26 protein-coding genes are annotated in these 25,756 nt (G+C 73.6%); 15 read left to right on the top strand and 11 right to left on the bottom strand.

Annotated features, from left to right (window positions below; genetic code table 11):
* Window positions 1-7 precede the first annotated feature (7 nt).
* The 6 genes from QP939_RS36185 to QP939_RS36160 all read left to right on the top strand — a co-directional run bounded on the left by QP939_RS36185 (window position 8) and on the right by QP939_RS36160 (window position 9,194).
* On the top strand, window positions 8-1,801 hold the full coding sequence (locus QP939_RS36185; protein WP_285450875.1) for a thiamine pyrophosphate-requiring protein: 1,794 nt from the start codon (window positions 8-10) through the stop codon (window positions 1,799-1,801).
* A complete protein-coding gene (locus tag QP939_RS36180) occupies window positions 1,801-2,916 on the top strand; it encodes an enolase C-terminal domain-like protein (protein WP_285450873.1) in 1,116 nt (371 codons plus the stop codon). The genes QP939_RS36185 and QP939_RS36180 overlap by 1 nt, the downstream gene beginning before the upstream one ends.
* Complete coding sequence (locus tag QP939_RS36175) at window positions 2,913-5,981, top strand: FAD-binding and (Fe-S)-binding domain-containing protein (RefSeq protein WP_285450872.1); 3,069 nt, start codon at window positions 2,913-2,915, stop codon at window positions 5,979-5,981. Before QP939_RS36180 ends, QP939_RS36175 begins: the two co-directional genes overlap by 4 nt.
* A 100-nt stretch (window positions 5,982-6,081) precedes the next feature.
* Window positions 6,082-6,429: a hypothetical protein gene (locus QP939_RS36170; protein WP_285450870.1), complete on the top strand. Its 348-nt coding sequence runs from the start codon at window positions 6,082-6,084 to the stop codon at window positions 6,427-6,429.
* Window positions 6,430-6,444: 15 nt separating this feature from the next.
* The gene (locus tag QP939_RS36165) at window positions 6,445-7,455 is read left to right on the top strand and encodes an SDR family oxidoreductase (protein WP_285450869.1); all 1,011 of its coding nucleotides are present in this window, start codon (window positions 6,445-6,447) and stop codon (window positions 7,453-7,455) included.
* The gene (locus QP939_RS36160) at window positions 7,452-9,194 is read left to right on the top strand and encodes a glycoside hydrolase family 15 protein (RefSeq protein WP_285450868.1); all 1,743 of its coding nucleotides are present in this window, start codon (window positions 7,452-7,454) and stop codon (window positions 9,192-9,194) included. The genes QP939_RS36165 and QP939_RS36160 overlap by 4 nt, the downstream gene beginning before the upstream one ends.
* Before the next feature lie 3 nt (window positions 9,195-9,197).
* Here the strand turns inward: QP939_RS36160 and QP939_RS36155 are convergent, their stop codons facing one another.
* Window positions 9,198-9,764 (bottom strand): helix-turn-helix domain-containing protein, encoded by a 567-nt coding sequence (locus QP939_RS36155; RefSeq protein ID WP_285450867.1) that lies wholly within the window; start codon window positions 9,762-9,764, stop codon window positions 9,198-9,200.
* Between the two features lie 89 nt (window positions 9,765-9,853).
* On the opposite strand from QP939_RS36155, the gene QP939_RS36150 reads away from it, so the two are divergent.
* Window positions 9,854-10,468 carry a class I SAM-dependent methyltransferase gene (locus QP939_RS36150; protein WP_285450866.1) on the top strand — a complete coding sequence of 205 codons (615 nt, stop codon included), beginning with the start codon at window positions 9,854-9,856 and terminating at the stop codon, window positions 10,466-10,468.
* Between the two features lie 9 nt (window positions 10,469-10,477).
* The gene (locus QP939_RS36145) at window positions 10,478-10,960 is read left to right on the top strand and encodes a DinB family protein (protein WP_285450865.1); all 483 of its coding nucleotides are present in this window, start codon (window positions 10,478-10,480) and stop codon (window positions 10,958-10,960) included.
* A 116-nt stretch (window positions 10,961-11,076) separates the two neighbouring features.
* Here QP939_RS36145 and QP939_RS36140 read toward each other — a convergent pair whose 3' ends face one another.
* Both QP939_RS36140 and QP939_RS36135 read right to left on the bottom strand, forming a co-directional pair.
* The gene (locus tag QP939_RS36140) at window positions 11,077-11,682 is read right to left on the bottom strand and encodes a hypothetical protein (RefSeq protein WP_285450864.1); all 606 of its coding nucleotides are present in this window, start codon (window positions 11,680-11,682) and stop codon (window positions 11,077-11,079) included.
* Window positions 11,683-11,705: 23 nt separating this feature from the next.
* Window positions 11,706-12,194 (bottom strand): hypothetical protein, encoded by a 489-nt coding sequence (locus QP939_RS36135; protein WP_285450863.1) that lies wholly within the window; start codon window positions 12,192-12,194, stop codon window positions 11,706-11,708.
* A gap of 239 nt (window positions 12,195-12,433) precedes the next feature.
* Between QP939_RS36135 and QP939_RS36130 the strand changes: the two genes are divergently transcribed.
* On the top strand, window positions 12,434-13,276 hold the full coding sequence (locus tag QP939_RS36130) for an SDR family NAD(P)-dependent oxidoreductase (RefSeq protein ID WP_285450862.1): 843 nt from the start codon (window positions 12,434-12,436) through the stop codon (window positions 13,274-13,276).
* 51 nt (window positions 13,277-13,327) lie between these two features.
* On the opposite strand, the gene QP939_RS36125 is transcribed toward QP939_RS36130, so the two are convergent.
* Both QP939_RS36125 and QP939_RS36120 read right to left on the bottom strand, forming a co-directional pair.
* Entirely contained in the window at window positions 13,328-14,119 is a 792-nt protein-coding gene (locus QP939_RS36125; protein WP_285450861.1) for a S1 family peptidase, read from the bottom strand.
* A gap of 475 nt (window positions 14,120-14,594) precedes the next feature.
* Window positions 14,595-14,963 carry a DUF6292 family protein gene (locus tag QP939_RS36120; RefSeq protein WP_352248203.1) on the bottom strand — a complete coding sequence of 123 codons (369 nt, stop codon included), beginning with the start codon at window positions 14,961-14,963 and terminating at the stop codon, window positions 14,595-14,597.
* A gap of 314 nt (window positions 14,964-15,277) precedes the next feature.
* On the opposite strand from QP939_RS36120, the gene QP939_RS36115 reads away from it, so the two are divergent.
* The 3 genes from QP939_RS36115 to QP939_RS36105 are packed head-to-tail and all read left to right on the top strand — an operon-like array spanning window position 15,278 to window position 17,909.
* Window positions 15,278-16,288: an Acg family FMN-binding oxidoreductase gene (locus QP939_RS36115; RefSeq protein ID WP_285459923.1), complete on the top strand. Its 1,011-nt coding sequence runs from the start codon at window positions 15,278-15,280 to the stop codon at window positions 16,286-16,288.
* A gap of 14 nt (window positions 16,289-16,302) precedes the next feature.
* A complete protein-coding gene (locus tag QP939_RS36110) occupies window positions 16,303-16,542 on the top strand; it encodes an SHOCT domain-containing protein (protein ID WP_285450860.1) in 240 nt (79 codons plus the stop codon).
* Entirely contained in the window at window positions 16,539-17,909 is a 1,371-nt protein-coding gene (locus QP939_RS36105; protein ID WP_285450859.1) for a wax ester/triacylglycerol synthase family O-acyltransferase, read from the top strand. Before QP939_RS36110 ends, QP939_RS36105 begins: the two co-directional genes overlap by 4 nt.
* 7 nt (window positions 17,910-17,916) lie before the next feature.
* Here QP939_RS36105 and QP939_RS36100 read toward each other — a convergent pair whose 3' ends face one another.
* The 4 genes from QP939_RS36100 to QP939_RS36085 form a co-directional block, all read right to left on the bottom strand.
* Complete coding sequence (locus tag QP939_RS36100) at window positions 17,917-19,437, bottom strand: WS/DGAT domain-containing protein (protein ID WP_285450858.1); 1,521 nt, start codon at window positions 19,435-19,437, stop codon at window positions 17,917-17,919.
* A 97-nt stretch (window positions 19,438-19,534) separates the two neighbouring features.
* On the bottom strand, window positions 19,535-20,224 hold the full coding sequence (locus tag QP939_RS36095; protein WP_285450857.1) for a CBS domain-containing protein: 690 nt from the start codon (window positions 20,222-20,224) through the stop codon (window positions 19,535-19,537).
* Entirely contained in the window at window positions 20,224-20,730 is a 507-nt protein-coding gene (locus QP939_RS36090) for a universal stress protein (protein ID WP_285450855.1), read from the bottom strand. The genes QP939_RS36095 and QP939_RS36090 overlap by 1 nt, the downstream gene beginning before the upstream one ends.
* Window positions 20,731-20,753: 23 nt before the next feature.
* The gene (locus QP939_RS36085) at window positions 20,754-21,341 is read right to left on the bottom strand and encodes a CDP-archaeol synthase (RefSeq protein WP_285450854.1); all 588 of its coding nucleotides are present in this window, start codon (window positions 21,339-21,341) and stop codon (window positions 20,754-20,756) included.
* A gap of 181 nt (window positions 21,342-21,522) precedes the next feature.
* Between QP939_RS36085 and QP939_RS36080 the strand changes: the two genes are divergently transcribed.
* Window positions 21,523-21,918 (top strand): CBS domain-containing protein, encoded by a 396-nt coding sequence (locus tag QP939_RS36080; protein WP_285450853.1) that lies wholly within the window; start codon window positions 21,523-21,525, stop codon window positions 21,916-21,918.
* Window positions 21,919-22,361: 443 nt separating this feature from the next.
* On the opposite strand, the gene QP939_RS36075 is transcribed toward QP939_RS36080, so the two are convergent.
* Together QP939_RS36075 and QP939_RS36070 are read right to left on the bottom strand one after the other, a co-directional pair.
* Window positions 22,362-23,348, bottom strand: a complete 987-nt coding sequence (locus QP939_RS36075; RefSeq protein ID WP_285450852.1) for an Acg family FMN-binding oxidoreductase — start codon at window positions 23,346-23,348, stop codon at window positions 22,362-22,364.
* 134 nt (window positions 23,349-23,482) lie between these two features.
* Complete coding sequence (locus tag QP939_RS36070) at window positions 23,483-24,766, bottom strand: MBL fold metallo-hydrolase (protein ID WP_285450851.1); 1,284 nt, start codon at window positions 24,764-24,766, stop codon at window positions 23,483-23,485.
* A gap of 170 nt (window positions 24,767-24,936) precedes the next feature.
* Here QP939_RS36070 and QP939_RS36065 point away from each other — a divergent pair, with 170 nt between their 5' ends.
* On the top strand, window positions 24,937-25,227 hold the full coding sequence (locus QP939_RS36065; protein WP_285450850.1) for a hypothetical protein: 291 nt from the start codon (window positions 24,937-24,939) through the stop codon (window positions 25,225-25,227).
* 24 nt (window positions 25,228-25,251) lie between these two features.
* A complete protein-coding gene (locus QP939_RS36060) occupies window positions 25,252-25,431 on the top strand; it encodes a hypothetical protein (protein ID WP_285450849.1) in 180 nt (59 codons plus the stop codon).
* Window positions 25,432-25,756 lie beyond the last annotated feature (325 nt).

Genomic DNA, 25,756 nt, shown 5'->3' with positions numbered 1-25,756 from the left:
AGTTCTGATGTCCCAGACAGTCGGCGACCACCTGCTCCAGCGACTCCGGGAATGGGGTGTGGACCAGGTCTTCGCCTATCCGGGTGACGGGATCAACGGCCTCGTCGCGTCGTTCGGCAAGGCGGGCAACCAGCCCCGGTTCGTGCAAGCCCGGCACGAGGAGATGGCCGCGTTCGCGGCGGTCGGCTACGCGAAGTTCAGCGGCAAGGTCGGCGTCTGCATGGCCACCTCCGGCCCGGGCGCGATCCACCTGCTCAACGGCCTCTACGACGCCAAGCTCGACCACGTCCCGGTCGTCGCGATCGTCGGCCAGACCGCGCGCAGCGCGATGGGCGGCAGCTACCAGCAGGAAGTCGACCTGCAGGCGCTCTACAAGGACGTCGCGAGCGAATACCTCGTCGAGGTCAACGTCGCCGAGCAGCTGCCCAACGCCCTCGACCGGGCGATCCGGACGGCCGAGTCGTCCCGCTGCCCGACCGCGGTGATCATCCCCGCCGACCTGCAGGAAGAGCCGTACGAGGCGCCGAAGCACGCGTTCAAGCAGGTGCCGTCGAGCCCGCCGAGCACGTCCTGGCCCGCGCCGGTCCCGCCCGAGCGCGACCTCGACGCCGCGGCCGAGGTGCTCAACGCCGGGGAGAAGGTCGCGATCCTGGTCGGTCAGGGCGCGCGCGGCGCGGCCGAGGAGGTCCGCCAGCTCGCCGAGGTCACCGGCGCCGGCGTCGCGAAAGCGTTGCTGGGCAAGGACGTCCTCTCCGACGAGCTGCCGTTCGTCACTGGCGCGATCGGCCTGCTCGGCACCCGGCCCAGCTACGAGCTGATGCGCGACTGCGACACGCTGCTGATCGTCGGCTCGAACTTCCCGTACAGCCAGTTCCTGCCGGACTTCGGCCAGGCGCGGGCCGTGCAGATCGACCTCGACGGCCGGTTCATCGGGATGCGCTACCCCACCGAGGTCAACCTCGTCGGCGACAGCGCCGCCACCCTGCGCGCGCTGCTGCCCCGGCTGACGAGCAAGCCGGACCGGTCGTGGCGCGAAACGATCGAGAAGAACGTCGCCTCCTGGTGGGAGACTGTCGACAAGGAAGCCGCGGTCGACGCGGAGCCGGTGAACCCGATGGCCGTCGTCTCCGAGCTGTCGCGCCGGATCCCGGACAACGCCATCGTCACCGCGGACTCGGGGTCGTCGACCAACTGGTACGCGCGCAACCTCCGGATCCGCGGCGACATCCGCGGGTCGCTGTCGGGCACGCTGGCGACGATGGGCCCCGGCGTGCCGTACGCCATCGGCGCCAAGTTCGCCCACCCCGACCGGCCGGTGATCGCCCTGGTCGGTGACGGCGCCATGCAGATGAACGGCCTCGCCGAGCTGATCACCGTCGCCCGCTACCAGAGCCTGTGGACCGACCCGACGCTCGTCGTCTGCGTCTTCCACAACAACGACCTCAACCAGGTCACCTGGGAGCTGCGCGCGATGGGCGGGGCCCCGAAGTTCGAGGAGTCCCAGAGCCTGCCCGACGTCGACTACGCCGGGTTCGCGCTGTCGCTGGGCATGACCGCGGTGACCGTCGACCGGCGCGACCAGCTCGGCCCGGCCTGGGAGACCGCGCTCGGCGCCGGCAAGCCCGCGCTGCTGGACGTCCGCTGCGACCCGGAGGTGCCGCCGATCCCGCCGCACGCCACCTTCGAGCAGGTGAAGTCGGCGACCGAGGCCGTGCTCAAGGGTGACCCCGACGCGCTGCACCTGGTCGTCCAGGGCGTCAAGACGAAGCTGCAGGAGTTCCTGCCGGGCAGGCGGGGCTGATGCCAGGCCGGTCGCCGGTCGTCGACCGGGTTCGCGCCGACGCCTTCGAGGTACCCACCCCCGGGCCCGAAGGCGACGGCACGCTGACCTGGGACGCGACCACGATCGTCGTCGTCCGGGTCGACGCGGGCGACGTCACCGGCCTGGGCTGGACCTACGCCGACGCGGCGTGCGTGCCGCTGGTCGAGGGCAAGCTGGCGGCGGCGGTCACCGGGCAGCCGGTGGCCGACGTCCCGGCCCGCTGGACGGCCATGCAGCACGCCGTCCGCAACCTGGGGCGGCCCGGTCTGGTCTCCTGCGCACTGTCCGCTGTGGACATCGCGCTGTGGGACGCCGCGGCGCGGTGGCTGGACGTGCCGGTGAGCCGCCTGCTCGGCCGGGTGCACGAGACCGTGGACGTCTACGGCAGCGGCGGGTTCACCACCCTCGGCGAGGGCGAGCTGGTCGCCCAGCTCGACGACTGGGTGCGGCGGCGGCGCATCCCGCGGGTGAAGATCAAGATCGGCGAGTCGTGGGGCCGCGCCGTGCACCGCGACCTCGAGCGCGTCGCGCTGACCCGCGACAAGGTCGGCGACGACGTCGAGGTCTTCGTGGACGCCAACGGCGGGTACTCGGCCGGCCAGGCCCGCCGGGTCGCCGAGCGCCTCATCGAGTGGGGGGTCAGCTGGTTCGAGGAGCCCGTGTCGAGCGACGACCTCGCCGGGCTGGCGGCCGTCCGGGTGCCGGGTGGCCCCGACGTCGCGGCCGGCGAGTACGGCTACGACCTGCCCTACTTCGCCCGGATGCTGCCGGTGGTGGACTGCCTGCAGGTCGACGTGACCCGCTGCGGCGGCTTCACCGAATGGCGCCGGGCGGCGGCCCTCGCGGCGGCGGCGAACCGCGACGTCTCGGCGCACTGCGCGCCCAACCTCTCGGCGCACGCCGGGGTGGCGACGCCGAACTTCCGGCACATCGAATGGTTCGCCGACCACGACCGCATCGAGAGCCTGTTCTTCGACGGCTGCCTCGACCCGGCCGGCGGCGCCGTCACCCCCGACCTCTCCGCGCCCGGCCTCGGCCTCGCCTTCCGCGCCGACGCCGCGGCCGAGTACCCGGTACGAAGGAGGAACCCGTGACCCAGGTGCACCTGCCCGACCCGGTCGTCCGGCCCCCGGACCGGCCGGACGTCGACCTCGACGCCTTCAGCCGCGCGCTGCGGGACCGCGTCAACGGCGAGGTCCGGTTCGACCGCGGGACCCGGGCCGCCTACTCGACCGACGCGTCCAACTTCCGCCAGGTGCCGCTGGGTGTCGTGCTCCCCCACACCCCCGAGGACGCCGTCGAAGCCTTGGCGGTGGCGCGGGAGTTCGGGGCGCCGGTGCTCTCGCGCGGCGGCGGGACCAGCCTGGCCGGGCAGTGCACGAACACCGCGCTGGTGCTGGACTGGTCGAAGTACTGCACGCGCCTCGAGTCCGTCGACGAGCGGGCCCGCACCTGCGTGGTGCAACCCGGGATCGTGCTCGACGAGCTGAACCGGCAGCTGGCCGACACGGGCCTGCGGTACGGGCCCGAACCGGCGACGCACATGAACTGCACGCTCGGCGGGATGATCGGCAACAACTCCTGCGGCGCCACCGCGCAGCGCACCGGCAAGGTGGTCGACAACATCGCGCGGCTGGAGGTCGTGCTCGCCGACGGCACGCGGTTCTGGTGCGGCGAGACGACCGACGAGGAGTACGCGGCGATCGAACGTCGCGGCGACGCCCGGGCCGCGGTCTACCGGCAGCTGCGCGCGCTGCGCGACGAGTACGCCGACGAGATCCGGCGCCGGTTCCCCGACATCCCCCGCCGCGTCTCCGGCTACAACCTCGATTCCCTGCTGCCCGAGCACCACTTCGACGTCGCCGGGCTGCTCGTCGGTTCGGAGTCCACTTTGGTCACCGTGCTGCGCGCCGAGCTGGAGCTGGTGCCGGTGCTGCCGGAGCGGACCCTGGTCGTGCTCGGCTACCCCGACATCGCCAGCGCGGCCGACGCCGTGCCGTCGATCCTGCCGCACGAGCCGGTCGCGCTGGAAGGCGTGGACCACAAGCTCATCCGCGACCAGCAGATCAAGGACATGAACCCGCAGGCGCTGGCGGAGCTGCCGCGGGGGCGGGCGTTCCTGATGGTGCAGTTCGCGGCCGACACGCACGACGAGGCCGACCGGCAAGCGCACCGGATGCTCGAAGCGTTGCACGACACCGAAAACGAGGCCGACGTCGAGTTCCTGGACGACCCGGCGCGGGAGAACGAGCTGTGGCAGGTGCGCGAGGCCGGGCTCGGCGCCACCGCGCACCTCCCGGGCCGCGCCGACACCTTCGAAGGCTGGGAGGATTCCGCCGTCGCGCCCGAGCGGCTCGGCGAGTACCTGCGGAAGCTGACGGCGTTGTACGAAGAGTTCGGCTACGCCGGGGAAACCGGCCCGAGCCTGTACGGCCACTTCGGGCAGGGCTGCGTGCACACGCGGATCCCGTTCGACCTCTACAGCGCCGACGGCGTCGCCACCTACCGCCGGTTCATGGAACGCGCCGCCGACCTCGTCGCCGAGCTGGGCGGTTCGTTCTCCGGCGAGCACGGCGACGGCCAGTCGCGCGGCGAGCTGCTGCCGAAGATGTTCGGCGAGGAGATCGTCCGGGCGTTCGGGCGGCTGAAGGCGATCTTCGACCCGGACGACCGGATGAACCCGGGCAAGGTGGTGGCGCCGTACCGGCTCGACGAGCACCTGCGCCTCGGCGGCGACTGGGCCCCGGCCGACCCGCACGACCTGCACTTCCGCTTCCCCGACGACGGCGGCTCGTTCGCCCAGGCCGCCAACCGCTGCGTCGGCGTGGGCCGCTGCCGCCAGCACACGACGGACGGCGGGGAGGTCATGTGCCCGTCGTACCAGGTGACGGGCGAGGAGGAGCATTCGACGCGCGGCCGCGCCCGGCTGCTGTTCGAGATGCTGAACGGCCACGGCGACAGCCCGGTCGGCGACGGCTGGCGCTCGACCGAGGTGCGGGACGCGCTCGACCTTTGCTTGGCGTGCAAGGGGTGCAAGACGGACTGTCCGGCCAATGTGGACATGGCGACGTACAAGGCGGAGTTCCTGGCGCACCACTACGAGGGCCGCCCGTGGCGGCGGCCGCGGTCGGACTTCACGATGGGGTGGCTGCCCGCGTTCGCCGGGGTGGTCGGCCGCCTGCGGGCGGGCAAGGTGGTCAACGCGCTCACCCACACGCCCGGACTGTCCCGATTGGCGACGCTCTTGGCGGGGGTCGAGGACCGCGAAATCCCGTTGTTCGCCGGGGAAACGCTGCAGCAGTGGTTCGCGCGGCGGCGTCCGGCGGAGGGCGCGCGCGGCACGGTGTTGCTGTGGCCGGACACGTTCACCAACACGTTCCACCCGCACATCGGGCGGGCCGCGGTCCGCGTGCTGGAGGACGCCGGCTGGCGGGTGACGATGCCGCTGGAGCCGCAGTGCTGCGCGCTGACGTGGATTTCGACGGGCCAGCTCGGCGTCGCCAAGCACATCCTGGCCCGCACGGTGCGGACGCTGGCACCGCACCTGCGTGAGGGCGGGCTGGTGGTGGGCCTGGAGCCGAGCTGCACGGCGGTGTTCCGGTCCGACGCGTTCGAGTTGTTCCCGGGCGACCAGGACGTCCGGCGGCTGCGCGCGCAGACGGTCACCTTCGCCGAGCTGCTGACCGAGCACAGCCCCGGCTACCGGCCGCCTCGGCTGGACGCGAAGGCGATCGCGCAGGTGCATTGCCACCAGCACGCGGTGCTGGGCTGGGACGCCGATCAGCGCTTGCTGGCGGCCGCGGGGGTGGACGCTTCGCGGCTGGACTCCGGGTGTTGCGGGCTGGCGGGGAACTTCGGGTTCGAGAAGGGGCACCTCGAGGTGAGTGAGGCCTGTGCCGAGCGAGTGCTGCTGCCACGGGTGCGGGAGGCCGACGGGGACACGGTCGTGCTGGCCGACGGGTTCAGCTGCCGGACGCAGATCCACCAGCTGGACAGCGGTGGTCGCGAGGGGGTGCACCTGGCGGAGCTGCTGGCGAGTGCGCTCGGCGATGAGCCGGAACGCCCGAAGGTGCGGGGTCGGGCCGCGATGGCGGCCGGGCTCGCGCTGGGTGCGGCGGCGGCCGCCGGGGCCGGGGTGGCGCGGTGGAGGCGGCGATGAAGACGCACGTCGGCCACCCACGGCACCGCACCGAAGCCACAACCGTGCGGCCGCAATCCGGAGCGGGCGCGGCGGCCGCAGGCCAACCGAGGAGCCGCCGATGAAGACGCACGCCAACCCACCCACCGCACCCCTCCACCCCGCGCGGGCGCGGCGGCTCGCCGTCGCCCGAGCGGTCTGGAGCGGCGCGCTGCTGACCGCGTCCCGGACCGTCCTCGCCCAGCACCGGACCGTCCTCACCGTCCTGGCCGCGAGGCACCTCACGCAAGCCGTCCTCGCCTTCCGCCGTCCCGAGGGGTTCGCCGCCCGGTGGGCGTGGACCGCCGATGTCGCGCACGGGGTCAGCATGCTCGGGCTCGCCCGCCTCTCCCCCGCGTGGCGGCCCTTCGCCCTGTCCAGCGCCGCGAGCGCCGCCGTCTGGGCCTACTCCGCCCGGAAAGCCCGCTAGGAAGGAGCAACTCCCATGGCAGACCAGCAAGTCGTCGTCGTGACCGGGGCCAGTGGCGGGATCGGCCGGGCCGTGGCGCGGGCCTTCGGGGCGCGGCAAGCCCGCGTCGCGCTCGTCGCCCGCGGTGAACGCGGCCTGAAAGCCGCCGCCGACGAGGTGCGCGCCGCCGGCGGTACCGCCCTCGTGCTGCCCACCGATGTCGCCGATGCCGCCCAGGTCGACGCCGCCGCCGAGCGGGCCGAACGGGAAGTCGGGCCCATCGACGTCTGGGTGAACGTCGCCTTCACCTCCGTCTTCGCCCGCTTCGACGACATCCGGCCGGACGAGTTCCGCCGCGTCACCGAGGTCAGCTACCTCGGCTACGTCTACGGCACCATGGCCGCGCTGCGCCGGATGAAGCCGCGCGACCGCGGGACCGTCGTGCAGGTCGGGTCCGCCCTCGCCTACCGCGGCATCCCGCTGCAGAGCGCCTACTGCGGCGCGAAACACGCGATCCAGGGCTTCAACGAGTCCCTGCGCTGCGAACTGCTGGCCGAGCACAGCGGCGTCCACGTCACGATGGTCCAGATGCCCGCGGTCAACACCCCGCAGTTCTCCTGGGTCCTTTCGCGCCTGCCGCGGCACGCGCAGCCCGTGCCGCCGATCTACCAGCCCGAGGTCGCCGCCCGCGCCGTGCTGCACGCCGCCGACCACCCGCGCCGCCGCGAGTACTGGGTCGGTGGCAGCACCGTCGGCACCCTCGCCGCCAACGCCGTCGCGCCCGGGCTGCTCGACCGCTACCTCGCGAAAACCGGCATGAAATCCCAGCAGACCGACCAGCCCAAGCCCGCACGGCAGCCCGCCAACCTGTGGGCGCCCGCCGACGGCCCGAGCGGGCACGACTTCGGCGCCCACGGCGAGTTCGACCGCCGCTCGACCCCGCGCAGCTTCCAGACGTGGGCCAGCAGGCACCACGGCGTCGTCGCCACCTGCGGCGGCGCGCTCGCCGCGGCCGGGCTCGCGCTCTGGCGCCGGGCCCGGTCATGACCGACTGGCACGACTTCCCGCCGCACGTCCTGCGGGAGTACGCGCTGCTGGCCGACGGCGAACGCGGGGCGCTCTGCGGCCCCCGCGGCGACATCGCCTGGCTGTGCGCGCCCGGCTGGGCCGACAGCGCCGTACTGTCCTCTTTGGTCGGTGGCCGCGGCACCTACTCGGTCAGCGCGGTCGGCACCACCGTCTGGGGCGGCTACTACGAACCGGGCACGCTCATCTGGCGCGGCCGGTGGACCGGCACGGACACCGCCGTGGAGTGCCGCGACGCCCTCGCCTACCCGGCCGACCCGCACCGCGTCGTCGTCCTGCGCCGCATCGAAGCCGTCGAGCAGGACGTCCGGATGCGCGTCCAGCTCGACGTGCGCGACGGCTTCGGGGCGCGCTCGATGCGGTCGCCGTCCCTCGGCGACGACGGCCGGTGGACCGCCCGCACCGGCGACCTGCGGCTCCGCTGGACCGGCGCCGCCGACGCCCGCCCCGACCCGCAGAGCAGGCTCGTCTTCGAGCTCGTCGTACCCGGCGGCACCCACCACGACCTCGTGCTGGAAATCAGCGATCGGCGCCTGCCGGACCCGCCCGACCCGGACGACCTGTGGCGCGCCACCGAGCACACGTGGCACCGCGCGGTGCCGGAGTTCGGCGCGACGGTCGCCCCGCGCGACGCTCGCCACGCCTACGCCGTGCTCCGCGGCCTGACGACGGCCGGTGGCGGCATGGTCGCCGCCGCCACCCTCGGCCTGCCCGAACGCGCCGAAGCCGGCCGCAACTACGACTACCGCTACGTCTGGCTGCGCGACCAGTGCTACGCGGGCCTCGCCGCGGCCGTCGCCGAGCCGCACCCGCTGCTCGACGACGCCGTCGCCTTCACCACCGCCCGCGTCCTCGAACACGGGGACAAGCTGCTGCCCGCGTACCGGACCGACGGCACGCCGCCGCCGGACGAGACGACGCTCGACCTGCCCGGCTATCCCGGCGGCCGCCCGGTCGTCGGCAACCACGTCAACCGCCAGTTCCAGCTCGACACCCTCGGCGAGCTGCTGCAGCTCTACGCGGCCGCGGCCCGCCACGACCGGCTCACCCCCGACGTCGGCCGGGCCGTCGACGTCTGCGTCGACCTGATCACCCGGCGCTGGGACCAGCCCGAGGCGGGTGTCTGGGAGCTGCCGGACGAGTGGTGGACGCACTCCCGCCTGGCCTGCGTGGCGGGCCTGCGCGCGATCGCCCGGCAGCACACCGCGCGCCGCGCCGCCGAGCTGTCCGGGCTGGCCGACAAGCTGCTCGCCGAGACGACGCGCCGCTGCGTCGACGACCGCGGCGCGTGGCGGCGCAGCCCGGACCGCTCCGGCACCGACACGGCCCTGCTGCTGCCCGCGGTCCGCGGCGCGCTGCCCGCCACGGACCCGCGGACGATGGCGACCCTCGAAGCCGTCCGCACCGACCTCTGCCAGGACGGCTACGTCTACCGCTTCGCCCCGGACGAGCGGCCCCTCGGCGACGCCGAAGGCGCGTTCCTGCTGTGCGGGTTCATCCTGGCGCTGGCCGAATGGCACCGCGGGCACGACGTCGAGGCGTTCCGCTGGTTCGAGCGGACCCGCGCGGCGTGCGGCCCGCCCGGCCTGCTGGCCGAGGAGTACGACGTCCGCCAGCGCCAGCTGCGCGGGAACCTGCCGCAGGCCTTCGTGCACGCCATGCTGCTGGAGACCGCCCACCGGCTCGGCGCACCGGCCTGACGCTCAGCGGACGTGCGCCCGGACGCCGTCCAGCCCGAAGAGGATGAGCAGCTCGACCGCGCCGCCGTCGGCGCTGCCCAGCCAGTGCGGCGTCGACGTGTCGAACTCGGCGGCCGAGCCGGGCGCCAGCGTGAGGTCGCGCTCCCCCACCACCAGGCGCAGGGTGCCGTTGAGCACGTACAGCCACTCGGAGCCCTGGTGCGTCTGCGGCGTCGGTTCAAGGGGTTCCGGGACGGCCGGGATCATCATCTTGAACGCCTGCGTCCCGCCCGGGCGCCGGGACAGCGGCACGAAGACCATGCCGAACCGCTTGATCGGCTTGAGGTGGATCCGCGGGTCGCCGGTGCGCGGGGCGCCGACGAGGTCGTCCAGCGGGACGTCGTAGGTCCGGGCGAGCGGCAGCAGCAGCTCCAGGGTCGCCCGGCGCTGCCCGCTTTCCAGCCGGGACAGGGTGCTCTCCGAAAAGCCCGTCGTCGCCGACAGCTCGGCGAGGGTGATGCCCCGTCCGCGGCGCAGCGCCCGCAGCCGCGGGCCGACCGCGTCGAGCACTTCCCCGGTTTCCTCGTCCACCCCGCCAACTTGCCACAACGGCAAGTTTCCGTGCCAGCCGCGCGGGCGCCCGGCGAAACTGGCCGCATCCTCCAGCGAAAGGAGCCCCGATGGGCACCACCGACGCGGTCCGCTTCTGGGACGGCGTGTACGCGGACCGGCCGGCGGCCACCGACCCGCGGCCGAACGTCCGGCTCGTCGAGGCGGTCGGCGACCTGCCGCCCGGCGACGCGGCCGACCTCGGCTGCGGCGAAGGCGGCGATGCGCTGTGGCTCGCCCGGAAGGGCTGGCGCGTCGCCGCCGCCGACATCTCGGCCGTGGCGGTCGAGCGGCTCGCCGCGCGGTCACTCGGCCTGCCGGTGACCGCCGAACGGCACGACCTGCGGGAGTCCTTTCCGGACGGTCGCTTCGACCTGGTCTCGGCCTGCTACCTGCACACGCCCTACGACCTGGACCGGGCCGCGGTGCTGCGCGCGGCCGCGCACGCGCTGCGCCCGGGCGGGCGGCTGCTGGTCGTCGACCACGGCTCGACCGCGCCGTGGTCGTGGAACCAGGACCCCGACGTCCGCCACCCGGCCCCGCACGAGGTCGCGGCGGACCTCGCCCTCGACCCGGCGACCTGGACGGTCGAGCGGGCGGAGTCCCCGCGCCGGACGGCGACCGGGCCGGGCGGGCAACGCGCCGAAGTCACCGACCACGTCCTGCTGATCCGCCGCACCGCCTGAGGAGCCACCATGCCGACGCGCACCCGACGCCGTGACACCCCGCCGCCCCGGACCGGGGGCACCGAAGCCGAAACCCTGCGCGGGTTCCTCGACTACCTCCGGACCTCGATCGCCGCGAAGGTCGACGGTGCCCCGGAACCCCAGGTCCGGACGGCGGGCGTGCCGTCGGGCACGAACCTGCTCGGCCTGCTCACCCACCTCACCGCCGTCGAGGCCGCGACGTTCCTCGGCGAGCGGGTGCGCAGCTGGCCGTCGACCTTCCGGGCGGCCCCGGAGGACGGCGTGGCCGAGGTCGTCGCCCGCTACCGGGAGACGGTCGAGCGCGCGAACCGCGTCCTCGACGGCTGCCCCGACCTGGGCGCGCCGGTGCCCGGGCGGGACGGCGCGCCGAGTGTCCGCTGGGCGCTGACCCACCTCATCGAGGAGACCGGCCGCCACGCCGGCCACGCGGACATCCTCCGCGAGCTGATCGACGGCAGCACCGGCCGCTGACCCCGGTGGCCGGCCGTGCTGAAGGGGACTTTCCTGGCATCTGACGCGCTGAAGGGGACTTTCCTCGCATCAGATGCGCTGAACGTCCCCTTCAGCGCACACCGTCGACCCGGAGCTCAGCCGCAGTGCTCGGCGCGTTCCTGGTCGGTCATCTTCGCGGTGTGCTGCGTGATGTCGCCGGCCGCGCCGGGCACCGGGCCTTCCGCGTCGAAGTCCTGGTACCAGATGTAATGGCCGTAGAACCGGTCGCCGAAATGCATTTCGTACGTGCCGTGCACCTTCTGCATCTTCGGCGCGCGTTCCACCCAGCCCTTTTCGCCCGGCCGGACGTCGACGTTGGTCGCCTGCCCTTCGGTGTGCGACGACTCCCAGGTGTGCTGGTAAGACGTCTCGATGGACACCTTGAACACTTCCGAAAAGCCGTATTCGGCCGACAGCGAGACACCGAAACTGTTCGACTCGCCGGTCGTGTCCGACCAGTTCACCGTGCTGCGCTGCAGGTCCGCCGTGCAGTTGTAGGCCGCCTCGCCGACCTGGTGCGCCGGTCCGGTGTGCTCCTCCGGCGGCCCGGCCGGGTGGAACACGCACGAGTCCGTGCCGTTGTTGCACTTGTCGAGCAGTTCCCGCGGGGTGGGCTGGTCCTCGGCGGAGGCGACCGGCCCGGTGAAGACGAGCCCGGCGGCGGTGAGCAGGCCGATCACGGCCGTGTGCTTGCGGTTCATCCGTCCGTCCTTCCACGTGCGTGTCAGCTGAAGCCGATCGACTGGGTGCGGTTGTCCATGTAGGACCCGACGTTGCCGGTGTTCTCCTTGAACGGGCCGTCCCGGTCGCCGGAGAGGCCCGGTTCCGGATAGAGCCAGATCCAGCAGTCACCCCACGGCTGCACCGAGGTGATCTTGTTCTTCCAGTCGTCGCCGAGGTCGAACTGCCAGTTGACCCAGCCGTCCTTCTTGCACAGTTCCGGCCCGGTGATGGTCAGCGAGTCGCCGGTGTAGTCCGGGCCGTCGAAGAACGTGCCCTGCACGACTTCGCCGTCCGCCCGCGCGGCGATCTTCGCCATCGACGTGTGGGCCAGCGCCTCCTGGAGGTCCGGGAAGCATTGCCGCGCCCCGGTTTCCGTGTCGAGCACGCAGTGGTTTCCGGTGTCCGCCGCATTCGCGGGAGCCGCACCGAGCAGAGCCACGGTCGTCGCCGCGGCGGCCGTCGCGGCGGTTCTGGTCCAATTGCGCACCATGTCGAATCCTCTCTTTCGCATTCCGGAACGGAATGGCCGGAATTGCCGTGAATTCGACGGTACTGCAGGCTTCCGGAGGTCGCTTACGCGTTGCCCGTCGATACCGGACGGTTTGCCTCTTCGTCTCGGAATCACGCGCCCAGGCGGACGTGACCGGCGTCACTGGCCCACCCTGTCACGGCGGCGGGGATGCCGGTGTCTTGTGGCCGACCAGGTGAACCGAAGAACGAGGAGACACCGTGAGCAAGATCTGGTTCGTCACCGGCGCGTCGCGCGGCTTGGGCCGCCAATTCGTCGAAGCCGCGCTCTCCCGCGGGGACAAGGTGGCCGCGGCCGCGCGGTCCACCGGCGGTTTCGCCGAGCTGTCGGCGACCTACGGCGACGCCCTGCTCCCGGTCGAGGTGGACGTGACCGACAAGGAAGCCGTCTTCAAGGGGGTGACCCGGGCCGTCGAGCACTTCGGCCGCCTCGACGTCGTCGTGAACAACGCGGGCTACGCGCAGATCGGCGCGATCGAAGAACTGTCCGAAAAGGACCTGCGGGACCAGCTGGAGACCAACGTGTTCGGCGCGTTGTGGGTCATCCAGGCCGCGCTGCCGCACCTGCGGGCGCAGGGCTCGGGCCACATCGTCCAGCTGTCGTCGGCGGCCGGGCTGATGGCGATGCCGCTGGGTGGCGCGTACCACGTCTCGAAGTGGGGCGTCGAAGCCCTGAACGAGTCCCTCGCCCAGGAGGTCGCCGAGTTCGGCGTCAAGGTGACCATCGTCGAGCCCGCCGGGTTCGCCACCCGGGACGGCAAGAACCCGGACCCGCTCGCCAACGGCCACCTGGCCGAGCTGAACCCGGCTTACGACGGGCTGCGCAGGCGTCTCGGGGAGGCCATGCGCGACCAGCCCGCGGGCGACCCCGCCGCCGCGGCCCAGGCCCTCCTGAAGCTGATCGACGCCGAGAACCCGCCGCTGCGGGTTCTCTTCGGCCTGGGTTTCCACCCGATGCTGCGGAAGGTCTACGCCGACCGGCTCCGGACCTGGGACGACTGGCAGGAGCTTTCGGCCGAGGCCCAGGGCAAGCCGGACGCGTGAAACCCCCGGGACGCGGCCGCGTCGTGGCGGCCGCGTCCGGGGGTCACGGGGTCAGCCGAGGTGCGAGCTGATCACCGAGTAGTCGTTGCCCACGTTGGTGTACACGCCGGGGAAGTCCTTGCGGGCGCAGCCCTGGCCCCACGAGACGATGCCGGCGAGCTTGCCGCCGACGTAGGCCGGGCCGCCCGAGTCGCCCTGGCAGGAGTCCTTGCCGCCTTCGGGCACGCCCGCGCAGAACATCGACGCCTTGTCGTACTTCGAGCCGCCGGTGCTGTACTTCTCGGCGCAGGTGTTGTTGTCCACCACCGGCACGGAGACCTTCAGCAGCTGGTCGGAGACGTCGCCGCCCTCGGACGTCGTGCCCCAGCCGACCACCGTGACCTCCGCGCCCGCCTGGTAGGCCGGGTCGTCGGCCGACTGCACCAGCGTCGCCGGCTCGTACGGCAGCTCCTTGTCGAGCGTCAGCACGGCGTTGTCGTGCTGCATGCCGTTCATGTCGAAGTCCGGGTTCTGCCAGACGTCGCTGACGCCGGCCTTCTCGCCGGAGGTGTCGCTGAACTTCGTCTGCCCGCCGATGATCTGCATCTGGGACGCCTCGACGCCGTCGGTGCAGTGCGCCGCGGTCAGCACCTTGTTCTTCGCGACCAGGGTGCCGGCGCAGTGCTGCGCGCCGTTGACGTTGAAGATCACGGTGGCCGGGAAGTCGTCGATCGAGGTGGGCGTGCCGCCGACGATCCGCGGGTCGCCCGCCGAAGCGCCGGGCGCCGCGACGACGACGAGGGCGCCGGCCGCGGCGAGCGCCAGTGCGGCCCGCCGGACCACCGAACGTCCGTCTACCTGCATGAACATCTCCCTTCGGGGACCTGGAAGGTGGTGTTCACGAGCAGACCAGACCGGCTCGGGGCCCGGTTACCTACGAAAGTAGTTATCTGAAAATCACGAGACGATGGTTGGTTTTTGTCCGACATCGGTGGCGGACGAGCACCTTGCGCGGTAGTTGCGCGCGGGGTCCCGGGGAAGGCGGACCGCTTCCCGCCGATCACGGCCGCGGCGGCCAGCGACGCCCAGGTGGTCGAGGCAGTGCGCGCCGCGCGGTGGGGGTCCGGCAGTGGTGAGCGCCGGTCCTCGCCGAGCGCGGAGCGGACCGGCGCGAGGTGCGGCGGCTGAGCCAGCACGACGCCCGCGGCGAGCCAGGCGCGTTCCACCGCGTACCCGACCCGGCGCACTTCGACCCGGGGGCGCCTAACCGTCGCGAATGACTCATTCGCGACCTCCCACGTCCCGAATGAGTCATTCGCGACGCCGGACGCGGGACGGCTCAGCCCGCCTCGGCCAGGAACGGCACCCGGTAGCGCAGCAGGCGGTCCAGCAGTTCGCGGCGGTCGCCGCGCAGGTCGGCCGGGATCGCCTCGCCCGTCGCGCCGCCCGCGGCCCGGATCGCCGCGACGAAGCCGCGGACCCGCGACGGGGCGGCCACCACCTCGCCGCCGAGGTAGGCGAGCACCAGCAGGTCCTCGCCGGAGTGGGTTTCCATCGCGAACGCCCAGCCGTGGCGTTCGTCCCAGACCAGAGCCGTGTCCCGGCCGGGGTACCGGGCCAGCCGCACGTCCAGCGCGACGTACGCCGAGGCGGGGTCGTCCAGGTCCGCGGTGCAGGACTCCTCCCCCACCCCGACGGCGGTGCTCACCGCGGCCAGGTAGCCGGACAGCCCACCGCACAGGCCGTGGTCACGGTCGATACCGGTCAGCAGGGAAATCAGCCTCCATCACTCCGGAACGGATCCCCCTGGGTCTCGACCGTACGTCGCGGACCGGGCCGCCGGATGGCGTCCTTCGGCCCTGGCGGCGGGGACTTTGGTCACTTCACGCCCACGGCGGTCCACATCGGACACCGTCCGGCACCGAAAGTCCCCCGCGCTGAGGCACTCCGGCCCTCCCCGCGACGGCGCCGCGGTGCGATGGTCGACCCGCAAGACACCCCCGACCCCGAAGAAGGCCGATGATGGAGCGAGGACTTCCCGACGACTTCACCGTCAAAACCGCCGTCGCCATGGCGGTCCGCGCGCCGTCGGTGCACAACTCCCAGCCCTGGTATTGGCGGCTGGGGCACAGCTCGCTGCACCTCTACGCCGACCCCGACCGTCTCCTGCGCGAAACCGACCCCGACGGCCGCGACCTCATCCTCAGCTGCGGCGCCGCCCTCCACCACGCCCGTGTCGCCTTCGCCGCGCTCGGCTGGGCCGCCCACGTCCACCGCCTCCCCAACCCCGACGAGCCCGATCACCTCGCCGCCATCACCCTCGAGCGGCACGAACCCACCCACGACGAAATCGCCATGGCCGCCGCCATCCCCCGACGGCGCACCGACCGCAGACGCCACAGCTCCTGGACGGTCCCGCGCGGGCACGTCGAAGCCATGGCCACCGCAGCCGCGCGGGAAGGGACCATCCTGCAGGCCGCCGAGAACGCGGCGCGCTACCACCTGGCCACCGCCATCGAAGAAGCCTCCGAACGCCATACCGGCGACCCCGCTTACCGCACCGAGCTGGCGGCGTGGAGTGGGCGTCACCTCTCCCCCGACGGTGTGCCCGCCCGCAACACCCCTGCCCCCGACGACACGCCGGGCGCCCTGCGCACCCGCCCGTTCGCCGATCCGCTGCTCACCCAGCCACCCAACGCCAAGGCCGAAGACGACGAAACCGTCCTGCTCGTCCTGAGCACCGCCTCCGACGACCGCATGTCACGCCTACGCGCCGGAGAAGCCACCAGCGCGGTGCTCCTGACCGCGAACGCCTTCGGCCTCTCCTCCTGCCCGCTCACCGAACCACTGGAACTGCGCGACGTCCGCGAGACCATCGCCGAACACGTCACCGGCGGCTCCTACCCCCAAATGATCCTGCGCATCGGCTGGGCACCCGCCAACGCCGATCCGCTGCCCGCCACCCCACGCCGCGACCTCGCCGACGTCCTGCAACCCCTCGAAGCCGCACCGAAACACTTCCAAGCCCGCTAGGAAAGGAGCCGGTCATGCCGTACTGGCACTACCCCGGAACCATGGGCTGGGCCGGCGGCATCGGCATGCTCGTGCTGATGGCGCTGATCCTGGCCGCGGTCGTCAGCCTCGTCGTCGTCCTGGCCCGGCGGGCGCCGCTGCCCCCGAGCCCGGGCGACACCGCCCGGCGGATCCTCGACGAACGGTTCGCCCGCGGCGAGATCGACGAGGAAGAGTACGAGCGCCGCCGCGACGCCCTCACCCGGACGAGATGAACCCCCGAGAGGACGTCATGGACCGGCTCAGCCCGCTCGACGCGGCTTTTCTCCAGATCGAGGACGAGGACCCGGCCTCCTCGCTCGCCATCGCCTCGGTGGCGGTCGTGGAAGGGCCGGCGCCCGGGCACGACGAGTTCGTGGCGGCCGTGCTCGCGCGGCTGGCCGGGGTCCCGCGCTACCGGCAGAAGGTGCGCACGGTCCCGTTCGACCTCGGGCAACCGGCCTGGGTCGACGACCCGGGGTTCGACCCCGCCGCGCACTTCGGCCGCGTGTCCCTCCCGGCGCCGCACGACGAGACGGCGTTGCGCGAACTGGTCGCCCTGCTGATGGGCGAACGGCTGGAGCGGAACCGGCCGCTGTGGGAGTTCTGGGTGATCGAGGGCCTGCCGGACGGGCGCTGGGCGATCCTGTCGAAGGTGCACCACGCGCTGGCCGACGGGCTCGCGGTCACCCGGCTGCAGACGATCCTGTTCGGCGGCACCCCGGCGGGCACGCGGCCCGCCACCGCGGCGCCGGATCCCGGTGTGGCCGGCCTGCTGCTGGACGCGGCCGGCACGCTGCTGCGCACCCCGTGGGATCAGGCGCGGCTGGTGGCCCGCCAGGCCCGCCACCCGAACCGGCTGGCCCGCCGCGTCACCGAGGCCGCGCGCGGCCTCGCCGCGATGACCTCGGCGCTGCTGCCGGTGTCCCCGACCCCGTTGACCGGGCCGCTCGGCCGCGCCCGGCGCTACTCGACGGCGTCGGTACCGCTGGCCGACGTCAAAGCCGTCGCCCGGGCGTACGACGTGACGGTGAACGACGTCCTGCTCGCCGCGGTCGCGGGCGGTTTCCGCGAACTGCTGCTGCACCGCGGGGAAGCACCCGCCGCCGACAGCGTGCGCTCGCTCGTGCCGGTGTCGGTGCGGACCGGGACTTCGCTCGACAACGAGGTTTCCCTGCTGCTGCCCCTGCTGCCGGTCGACGTCGCCGACCCGGCCCAGCGCTTGATCCGGGTGCACCGCCGGCTGAGCAAGCTGAAGGCGGACAAGGAAGCCGACGCGGGCGCACTGCTCACGGCGACCGCCGCGCACGCGCCGTACGCCCCGGTCGCGTGGGCGATCCGGGCGGCCGCGCACCTGCCGCAGCGCAACGTCGTCACGGTGACCACGAACGTCCGCGGGCCGTCGGAACCGCTGTTCGCGCTCGGCCGCCGGATCGTCGAGATCTTCCCGTACGTCCCGATCGCGGTGCGGCTGCGGGTCGGCGTGGCGATGCTCAGCTACGCCGGGCAGGTGAGCATCGGAATCACCGCCGACGCCGACGCGGTTCCCGACACCGACGTGCTCGCCAAGGCGATCGGGCGGGACGTCCTGGCCCTGCGCTGAACCCCCGTCACGCGCTGACCGCGGCGAACTCCGCGGCCAGCGCGTCGACCAGGGCCGCCGGGTCCGGGACGAGCTTCCGGTCGGTCCCGAACCCGAAGCGCACCTGGCCCGCGTAGCTGAACACGCAGATCGTGATCGCCTGGCGGCCGCTGCACGGCGCCCACCCGACGATGCCTTCGACCGGCGCGCCGGCCAGCGTCATCGGCGTGCGCGGGCCCGGGACGTTCGTGAGCACGCCGACGGCCTTGCCCGCGAAGAACCGGCTCAGCGCCAGGCCGACCGGCGCCGGGCTCCGCGCGATCGCGTATTGCATCCCGAAGGTCAGCACGGGTTCGTAGGAGTCGCGGATCCGGGCGACGCGCCGGTGCACCTCGGCGAGGCGCTCGGCGAACGTCCGGCGGCCGAGCGGCAGCCGCGCGAGCACGAGCGAGAAGTGGTTGCCCAGGGTGGCGGGCAGCTCGTCGTCGAAGGAGGACAGGCTCACCGGGATCAGCCAGCCGACGTCGGAGGGGCCGGGCCGCGCGGTGCCGTGCGCGGTGAAGTACCGGTCGAGCGCGCCCGCGACGAGCGCGGTGCAGACGTCGTTGACCGTCGTGCCGGTCTCGTGGCCGATCCGGGCGAGCTCGGCGAGCGGCACCGGGTCGCCCCACGCCGCGGTCTTCTCGACCCCCGGCTCGCCGTCCCAGATTCCGGTGGCCGTCGACGGGCCGAGGAGCTCACCGGCGCCGGTGGCGCTGTGCCAGACCGTCGTCGCCGCACCGGCGACCGCGTCGACGACCCGGCGCGGGCCACCGTCCAGCCCCGAGCTCAGGAACCCGGCGGCCGCGCCCGCGGCACCCGCGGCGGCCGTCGCGCCGAGCACCGGCAGGGACACCGCGGTCTCCAGCACGGGATGCACCCGGGCGGCTTGCCGACGCGCCTTCGCGCCGGCGTCGCCCAGTGCCTCGAGCACGGCGGCGCCGAGGCGGACCACCGGCTGTGCCACGGCTTCGCGGCGCGGCGCGGCCCCGCCGACCTTGGCGTGCGGCGCGGATTCACCGTCGGCCGGGTCCAGGAGGCTGAACAGCACCTGCGTCAAGCGGATCCCGTCGGCCATCGCGTGGTGCGTCCGGCAGACCAGCGCGCTGCCGCCACGGTAGTCCCGCAGCAGGTCGATGGTCCACAAAGGATGCCGGGGGTCGAACGGCTCGCCGCGCCGGGCGGCGACGAACGCCTCGAGGGCCGCCTGGTCCGCCGGCGCCGGGAGATCGCGCACGACCAGGTGCTCGCCGAGGTCGAACGAGCGGTCGGTTTCCCACACCAGGCCGCGGCCGCGCCGCACCGCCCGCTGCAGGTACACCGGGTACCGCGCGAGCAGCCGGTCGGCCACGAGCGAGCGCAGCCGCGCCGGATCCACCGGGGTGCGCGTCCACAGCACCGACGTGACGACCATCAGGTTCTCGGGCCGGTCCAGGTGCAGCCACAGGCTGTCCTGGGCGGGCACCCGCCGGCGCGGCCCGGCCGTCTTCCGCGTGCTCGGCACAGTCATCGTCGTTCCCCTTTCCGGTTACAGGAAACGCTTTTCCGGCGCCCGGCGAAGCGGTCATCGTCCGATGTGGACGATGACCCCTTCGCTGTGCGCCGGTTCAGTTGTGTGGCTTGTTCGGGCTCAGGACCCCGACCGGGCCGGGTCGCACCGGTGACACGCCCCGGTCGTCGAGGTCAGCCTTCAGCTGCTGCCGCACCTCCACCACGCCGTCGACCCGGCGGGTCAGCGCCGTGATCACCGGGATCATGCTGGCCCGCTCGACCGTGCCGTTCAGCGTCACGATCCCGTTGTGCACCGCCACGTACAACGACGCCGGGTCCACGGCCATCTCCCGCCGCAGCACCTCCTCCCGCACTTCCTCGCGGATCTCCCGGTCCGTGCGCAGGAACACCCGCAGCAGGTCCGACCGGGACACGACCCCGACGAGCTTGCCGTCGCCGTCGACCACCGGCAGGCGGTGGAAGTGGTGCTCCTCCAGCAGTTTCGTGGCGACCGCGACGTCGTCGTCCGCCCGGACAGTGATCGCCGGCGTCGTCATCAGGTCGGCGACGAACGCCGCGCCCGCCTTTCGCCGCGCCTGCCGCTTGAGCAGGCCGTGCGGGGTCGCGCGCTCGAGCAGGTCACCCTGGGAGACGACGCCGAGCACGTGCCCTTCCTCGTCCACGACCGGGGCGCCGCTGATGCGCCACGAGGCCAGCAGGACCGCGACGGCCTTGAACGGCGCCTCCGGACCGACGGTGACGACGTCGGCCGTCATGACCGACCCGACCTGGCGGTGGCCGGGCATCACAGCAGCGGCCCGGGGTAGTACGACGCCGCGGGCTCGGGCACCCGCTCCGGCTCCGGTTCGGGCACGGTCCGCGCCGGGATGACCACCACCGGGCAGCTCGCCTCACGCAGGCAGTGCTCGGCGACCGACCCGACCAGCAGCTTCAGCAACCGGCCCCGGCCGTGGCTGCCCAGTACGAGCATCGCCGCGGTCTTCGACGCCTCTTCCAGCGCCACCGCGGCCGAATGCTCGACCAGCTCGGCCCGGATGGCGACGCCGGGGTGTTCGGCCCGTACCACGCCGACGACGTCGTCGAGCTGGATCCGCTCCCGCTCGGCGACACTCTGCGGCGACCCGGCGACGGCCGCGCCGAGGTCGTAGACCGGCTCGAACGTCCAGGCACGCAGCGCGACGACCCGGCGGCCGCTCGCCGCGGCTTCCGCCGCCGCCCAGCGCAGCGCGGCCGCGCTCACCGCCGAATGGTCCACCCCGACGACGATCTCGTCCTCGTATGCCGTGGTCATGTCAGTTCACCTTCTCCTCGTTCTCAAGAATGGGTTTCGCGGTTCTGTTCCTGGAGCCACTCCTGCTGCCAGCGGGCGTAGCGGGCGCGGTCCAGGAAAAACACGGTGAGCCGGTAGCACGCGGCCAGCACGGCCAGGGTTCCGAGCCAGAGGCCGAGCCCGGCACCGACGGCGTCGATCACGACACCCGCACCGCTCAGCGGCGGGTCCACCGGAGTGCCGGTGCGGTCCACCCACACGGTGAGGGTCTCGCCCGCGAGCGTGCCCCGGTCGGCGACGACCTCGCCGACGCGTCGCGTCCCGTCCGCCAAGGTCCACGTCGCGTCGGTGGGTGCGCCGGTGCCGACGACACCGCTGCGCGTGTTCGCCGTGATCGGCGGGCCGTCGGCGAGCAGGGTCGCGGTCACCCGCGTGCGCTCGCTCAGCTCCCGCGCCGACTGCACTTGTTGCCGGGCATGGGTTTCCGACCCGACGGCGGCGGCGAACGGCAGGGCGGCCAGCGCGAGCAGGACCAGGAAGACGAGCAGTCCGGCCTGGACGCGGTCCGACGGCCGCGCCACGGAGCCGCGGCGGGGAAGAACGGTGCGCCACAGCCGCGCGATCGAGATCATCGTTCTGCCTTTCCGCCGTGAATTCCGTGCTCCCCCAGCGTCTTCGAAATCGGGCACGGCGCGAAGAGGCGTTGGACCCCGGCGCGACGACACTCGGACGGCGTCCCGGGGACTTTGGACCCTGCCCCGGCGCGGAGATCGGCGGGAGGGTCGGGAAAACCGACGGGAACGGAGCACGGCCATGCGCGCACGCGACATCATGACGACCCCGACGTACGCGTTGGCGCCGTCGGCGACCCTGGCGGAGGCGGCCGAGGTGATGAGCGGCCGCGGGTTCACGACGATGCCGGTGGTCGACGCCGACGGGCAGCTGCTCGGCCTGCTGTCCGAAGCGGACATCCTTCGGGCGCCGGAGAGTCCCGGCGACCCGGACACGGGTGTGGTGCTGGCGTGCCGCCCCCGCACGGCGGGAGCGGCGATGCGCCGGACGGGGCTCGCGGTGACGGCGGGGATGGAGATCGACGAACTGGCCCGCCTGATGTCCGAGGCCGGGGTGCGGTCGGCACCGGTCGTGGAAGGTCGGCACGTGGTCGGGATGGTGACGTTCCGGGACGTGCTGCGCGCGGGCCGAGAGTGAATCGCGGGTTTCTTGGGGCGGCCGCTGCCGGGCATCGGTGATGGGCGCCCGGCGTGGTGCGGATGATTGCGGCCCGCGCGGGTGCCGCGCGGCCGGAGGCCCGGCGCTCGCTGCGGCCGGTGCGGCCGTCGCCGCACGGGCCCGGCAGCGCGCGGTACGGCGCGGCCAGGCTCGGCGCCCGGCGCACGCGCGGCCCAGCGCGGTGGGCTGGGGGCGGCGCGGCCGAGGCAGGGCGCTCGGTGCGGCCCGCTCCCGTGCGCGAGGTCGAGCGCCCGGCCCGGCGAAACAGCTCCTCGCGGCGCGGGCGACAGCCCCCACCTCGGCGCCATCATTCCAAGCGCCCGGCGCAACCGGTGCGGCACAATGCCGCCCGCGAGATTCGGGCGCCCGGCGCGAACTGACCCGGCCCGGCGGGTCAACGTCCGCCGGGCTTGCGCGACCTCTCAGCCCGCCGTCACATCCGGGCCCGTTCGGTGCCTGAGCACCTCGTCGACCGGGCGGCGGGCCGTCAACCGGGTCGGGTAGCCGTACCCGATGCGCAGCAACGTGTGCGGTTGGCCCAGTCCGGCGAAGATCCGGTCGAGCGACTCTCGCGTCCTCGGCGTCTCGAACGGCTGGGACAGGAACGAGGTCGCCAGGCCTTCCGCCGTCGCCGTCAGCAGGATGCGCTGCATCACCATTCCCGCGCGCACCTCCGCGTGCGGGCCTCGGTCGCGGGTCAGCACCGCTCCGAGCAGCGGCTCCTGCTCGTACTCGCGCGATGGCAGGTCCGGGTTCTCGTGGGACCCGCGCAGCGAGACGATCCCGTGCCCGTGCGGGGGCGGGCCCGCCGCGATCTTGGGCACGCCGTCGGGGCTGTCGGCCGCTCGTTGCGTCCAGTACGCCGTCTCCGCGCGGAACGCCAAGTCCTCCGCCTGCAGTGCCTCCGCCTGCCGGACCAGTGACGCCACCGGCGTGTAGCGGCCCGACGCGTCGAGGTAGTCGATCTGCCCGCCCTCCTGCAGGGCCGCGGACTTCAGCGCACTCCGCACCGACGGCGGCACCTCCTTGTCCAGCAGCGGCCGCCGGTTGGTGTGCCGGCGGAAGACCGCCTCGGCCAGCTTGCGCTCGACCGCCGTCGCCTTCTGGTTGCCGTCGAGGCGGAGCACGGCCACCAGGTCCGGCTCGGCCGGGTCCGGCAGGATCCGCACGACCGCCGCGAGCCCGTTGGCGCGCAGGCAGATCTGCAGGTTGAAGGCGGCGGCACCGCAGGCGAGCCGGGCCTCCCGCGCATGCGGGTCGGCCACGGTGAGGACGCGCTCGCGGTCCAGCCACACCTCGATCACGTCGCCCTCGACGGCGAACCGCCACGGCTGGGTGTTGTGCGGCGAAGGCGCGCGCACGGCCGAGGCGAGTGCCTGGTCGAACACGGTGGGCAGTGGACGGCTCATCACGGGCTCCGGGTTCGGGGGACGCTGACACCCCCAGCATCACCGGCGCCCACCCCCCTCGGCGACGGCCGCGCGTCACGAGCGGCGAGGACCAAAGACCTCACCGCCCGAGCCGCGCGCGAGGACCGAAGTCCTCAGCACAGCACTCGCTCACCGTCCTCGGGGACCACCGCGCACCAGCCCGCCTCCGCGTGCAGCTCCTTCGCGAACGCGTGCGCCGCGTCCGGCCGCCCTTCGACGACGAACGCCGTCTCCACGGGCGGGGCCGCGCTCGCCCAGGCCAGCGCCTCCGCCGTCGCGGCGAACCCGCCCGGTGCGCCGAGCGCGGTCACCTCCGCCCGGACCGGCACGTACCGCCCGTGGATCTTGAGGTGGCGGGCACCGTCCGCGAGCTGGGCCGCCCGGGTCCCCGGCTCCGGCGCACCCGGCAGCACCACCCCGGTGCGCGGGTCCGGCAGCAGCGCGGCGAGGTGCCGCAGCACGCGCCCGGCGTCCGCCGTCGCGAAGCCCGCCAAGATGATCGACGGCTCGTCCGACACGCGCGAGACCAGCGTTTCGGGCACCGCCACCCGGGCGTCGCGGCACAGCTCGGCCGCGGCCCGCTCGTGGACGCCGGTCGCCGTTTCGGCGTCCACGACCACCGGCAGCGGCGGGATTTCCCGCGTCGCCACGAGGTCGTGCAGCAGGGTGAGCAGCTCGGTAGCGCCGAGCACGGAGACCGGCACGACCACGCTGCCACCCCGCCGGACCGCGCGGTGCACCGCCGCCGCGAACCGGCCCGCCCGGTGGTCGCCGCCGGGTGATCGCGGTGTCGCGAGCACCAGCGCGTCGCAGCTCGGCCGCGGGTCCGGCGCGCGCAGCAGGGCGTGGTCGGCGGCGCCGAGCGGGCCCGCGAACACCACCGAACGGCCACCGGCGCGCACGGCGGTCCAGGCCGCGCCGAGCCGCCCGCCCGCGCGGCCGAGCTCGAACTCCGCGCCGGCGAGCCGCCGCGGCGAGCCGAACTCGACCGGCCGGACCAGGGCGAGCGCGCGTGCGACGTCCTCGGCGCGGAACGGCGGCGCGGCCGGGCCCGGTTCGCAGCCCTGGTTCGCGTCGGCGTCTTCCTCGAACTGCTGGGCGGCGTCGGACAACACGATCGGGAGGAGGGCGGCGGTCCCGGGCGTCGCGAACACGGGCCCGTGCCAGCCTTCGGCGACCAGCTGCGGCAGAAACCCCGCGTGCCCGAGTCCGGCGCTCGGCAGGACCACCGCGTCGGCTTCGTGGAGCTCGGCCGGTCCGGGTGAGAAGTTGCGCCGCCACCGCGCTTCCGGCCCGGCGAACAGGCCGCACCCCACCAGGACCTTCGCGTCCGGCGTCTCGAGCAGGTACCGGGCGCCGGTGGTTCCGGCCGCACCGCCGGCGAAAGTCAGCCGCACCGGCTTCACCCGCGCCGATCCGCGGGCGGGAACAGCTCGCCGACCGGCAGCCGGGGTGCGGGTGCCGACGGGACGGCGGGGTAGCCGAAGCGGAAGATCGCCTGCGGCACACCGGGCAGCCCGAGCCCGAGACGAGCCGGGCCCGGAACCCGGTGAGGTGCAACGGTTGCGTGAGCACCGAGCCGACCAGTGCCTTCGCCGTCGCGGTGAGCCAGACGCGCTCCAGGGCCGCGCCGGCGGCGATGCGGTCGGCGCGTGTGTCGCCGTCGGTGCAGACGACCAGCAGGTTCTCCGCGGCCAGCCGCGAGGCGAGCACGACGTCGTCCGGCACCGGCGTGTCCGTGCGGACGAGCCCGGCCACGGGCAGGGCCTCGGCGCTGAGCGCGGCTTCGGGGACGCCGTCGCCGATCGCGGCCCAGCCGTGGGTGTGCGTGGTCCACAAGGCCAGCTCGCGCTGGTAGCCGCGGTCGTCGCGGAGCACGCGCGTGGCGAAGCCGAGCAGCTCGGCCAGCTTCTCGAGGTGGGCGGGCGCGACGACGTGCACGCCCGCCGTCTCCCCCGCGGTGACCACGGCGGTCCGGACGGCGGCGGGCACGCGGCCGTGGAAGAAGGCGCGCCGGTGGCTGCGGCGGCGCGCGATGGCGTGGTACAGCGCGAAATCCTGAGCCGATGCGGGCCGCGGACGGCCGATCGTGACAGTCGCCGCGACATCGTCGGGGTACTCGACGTGGCAGTCGCGCCCGAGCACCCGGACCGCGAGCACGAGGTTGGTCAGCGCGGCCCCGCAGGACAGCAGCCGGTCCCGGCCGTCCGGGTCGTGGCGCCGCAGCTCGACGTCGAGGCGTTCGACCAGGTCGATTTCGGTGCCGCGCGGCTGAAGCCGCCACGGCTGGGTGTTGTGCACGGAAGGCGCGCGGCTCACGGCGCGGCCGAGGATGCCGAGCTGGTCGGTGGTCAATGCGGCCGGTGCGGCGGCGGTCATCGCGGTCA

It is taken from the genome of Amycolatopsis nalaikhensis (assembly GCF_030264295.1).
In the GTDB taxonomy this organism is placed as follows: domain Bacteria; phylum Actinomycetota; class Actinomycetes; order Mycobacteriales; family Pseudonocardiaceae; genus Amycolatopsis; species Amycolatopsis nalaikhensis.
The sequence above is the reverse complement of the archived record's forward strand: the minus strand, read 5'-3'. Positions and strand labels throughout refer to the sequence as shown.

Excerpts from the sequence above, each read along its gene's own strand:
- QP939_RS36185 (WP_285450875.1), top strand. The coding sequence starts at position 8 with ATGTCCCAGACAGTCGGCGACCACCTGCTCCAGCGACTCCGGGAATGG.
- QP939_RS36180 (WP_285450873.1), top strand. The coding sequence starts at position 1,801 with ATGCCAGGCCGGTCGCCGGTCGTCGACCGGGTTCGCGCCGACGCCTTC.
- QP939_RS36170 (WP_285450870.1), top strand. The coding sequence starts at position 6,082 with ATGAAGACGCACGCCAACCCACCCACCGCACCCCTCCACCCCGCGCGG.
- QP939_RS36165 (WP_285450869.1), top strand. The coding sequence starts at position 6,445 with ATGGCAGACCAGCAAGTCGTCGTCGTGACCGGGGCCAGTGGCGGGATC.
- QP939_RS36160 (WP_285450868.1), top strand. The coding sequence starts at position 7,452 with ATGACCGACTGGCACGACTTCCCGCCGCACGTCCTGCGGGAGTACGCG.
- QP939_RS36150 (WP_285450866.1), top strand. The coding sequence starts at position 9,854 with ATGGGCACCACCGACGCGGTCCGCTTCTGGGACGGCGTGTACGCGGAC.
- QP939_RS36145 (WP_285450865.1), top strand. The coding sequence starts at position 10,478 with ATGCCGACGCGCACCCGACGCCGTGACACCCCGCCGCCCCGGACCGGG.
- QP939_RS36140 (WP_285450864.1), bottom strand. The coding sequence starts at position 11,682 with ATGAACCGCAAGCACACGGCCGTGATCGGCCTGCTCACCGCCGCCGGG.
- QP939_RS36135 (WP_285450863.1), bottom strand. The coding sequence starts at position 12,194 with ATGGTGCGCAATTGGACCAGAACCGCCGCGACGGCCGCCGCGGCGACG.
- QP939_RS36125 (WP_285450861.1), bottom strand. The coding sequence starts at position 14,119 with ATGCAGGTAGACGGACGTTCGGTGGTCCGGCGGGCCGCACTGGCGCTC.
- QP939_RS36115 (WP_285459923.1), top strand. The coding sequence starts at position 15,278 with ATGGAGCGAGGACTTCCCGACGACTTCACCGTCAAAACCGCCGTCGCC.
- QP939_RS36110 (WP_285450860.1), top strand. The coding sequence starts at position 16,303 with ATGCCGTACTGGCACTACCCCGGAACCATGGGCTGGGCCGGCGGCATC.
- QP939_RS36105 (WP_285450859.1), top strand. The coding sequence starts at position 16,539 with ATGAACCCCCGAGAGGACGTCATGGACCGGCTCAGCCCGCTCGACGCG.
- QP939_RS36100 (WP_285450858.1), bottom strand. The coding sequence starts at position 19,437 with ATGACTGTGCCGAGCACGCGGAAGACGGCCGGGCCGCGCCGGCGGGTG.
- QP939_RS36095 (WP_285450857.1), bottom strand. The coding sequence starts at position 20,224 with ATGCCCGGCCACCGCCAGGTCGGGTCGGTCATGACGGCCGACGTCGTC.
- QP939_RS36090 (WP_285450855.1), bottom strand. The coding sequence starts at position 20,730 with ATGACCACGGCATACGAGGACGAGATCGTCGTCGGGGTGGACCATTCG.
- QP939_RS36085 (WP_285450854.1), bottom strand. The coding sequence starts at position 21,341 with ATGATCTCGATCGCGCGGCTGTGGCGCACCGTTCTTCCCCGCCGCGGC.
- QP939_RS36080 (WP_285450853.1), top strand. The coding sequence starts at position 21,523 with ATGCGCGCACGCGACATCATGACGACCCCGACGTACGCGTTGGCGCCG.
- QP939_RS36075 (WP_285450852.1), bottom strand. The coding sequence starts at position 23,348 with ATGAGCCGTCCACTGCCCACCGTGTTCGACCAGGCACTCGCCTCGGCC.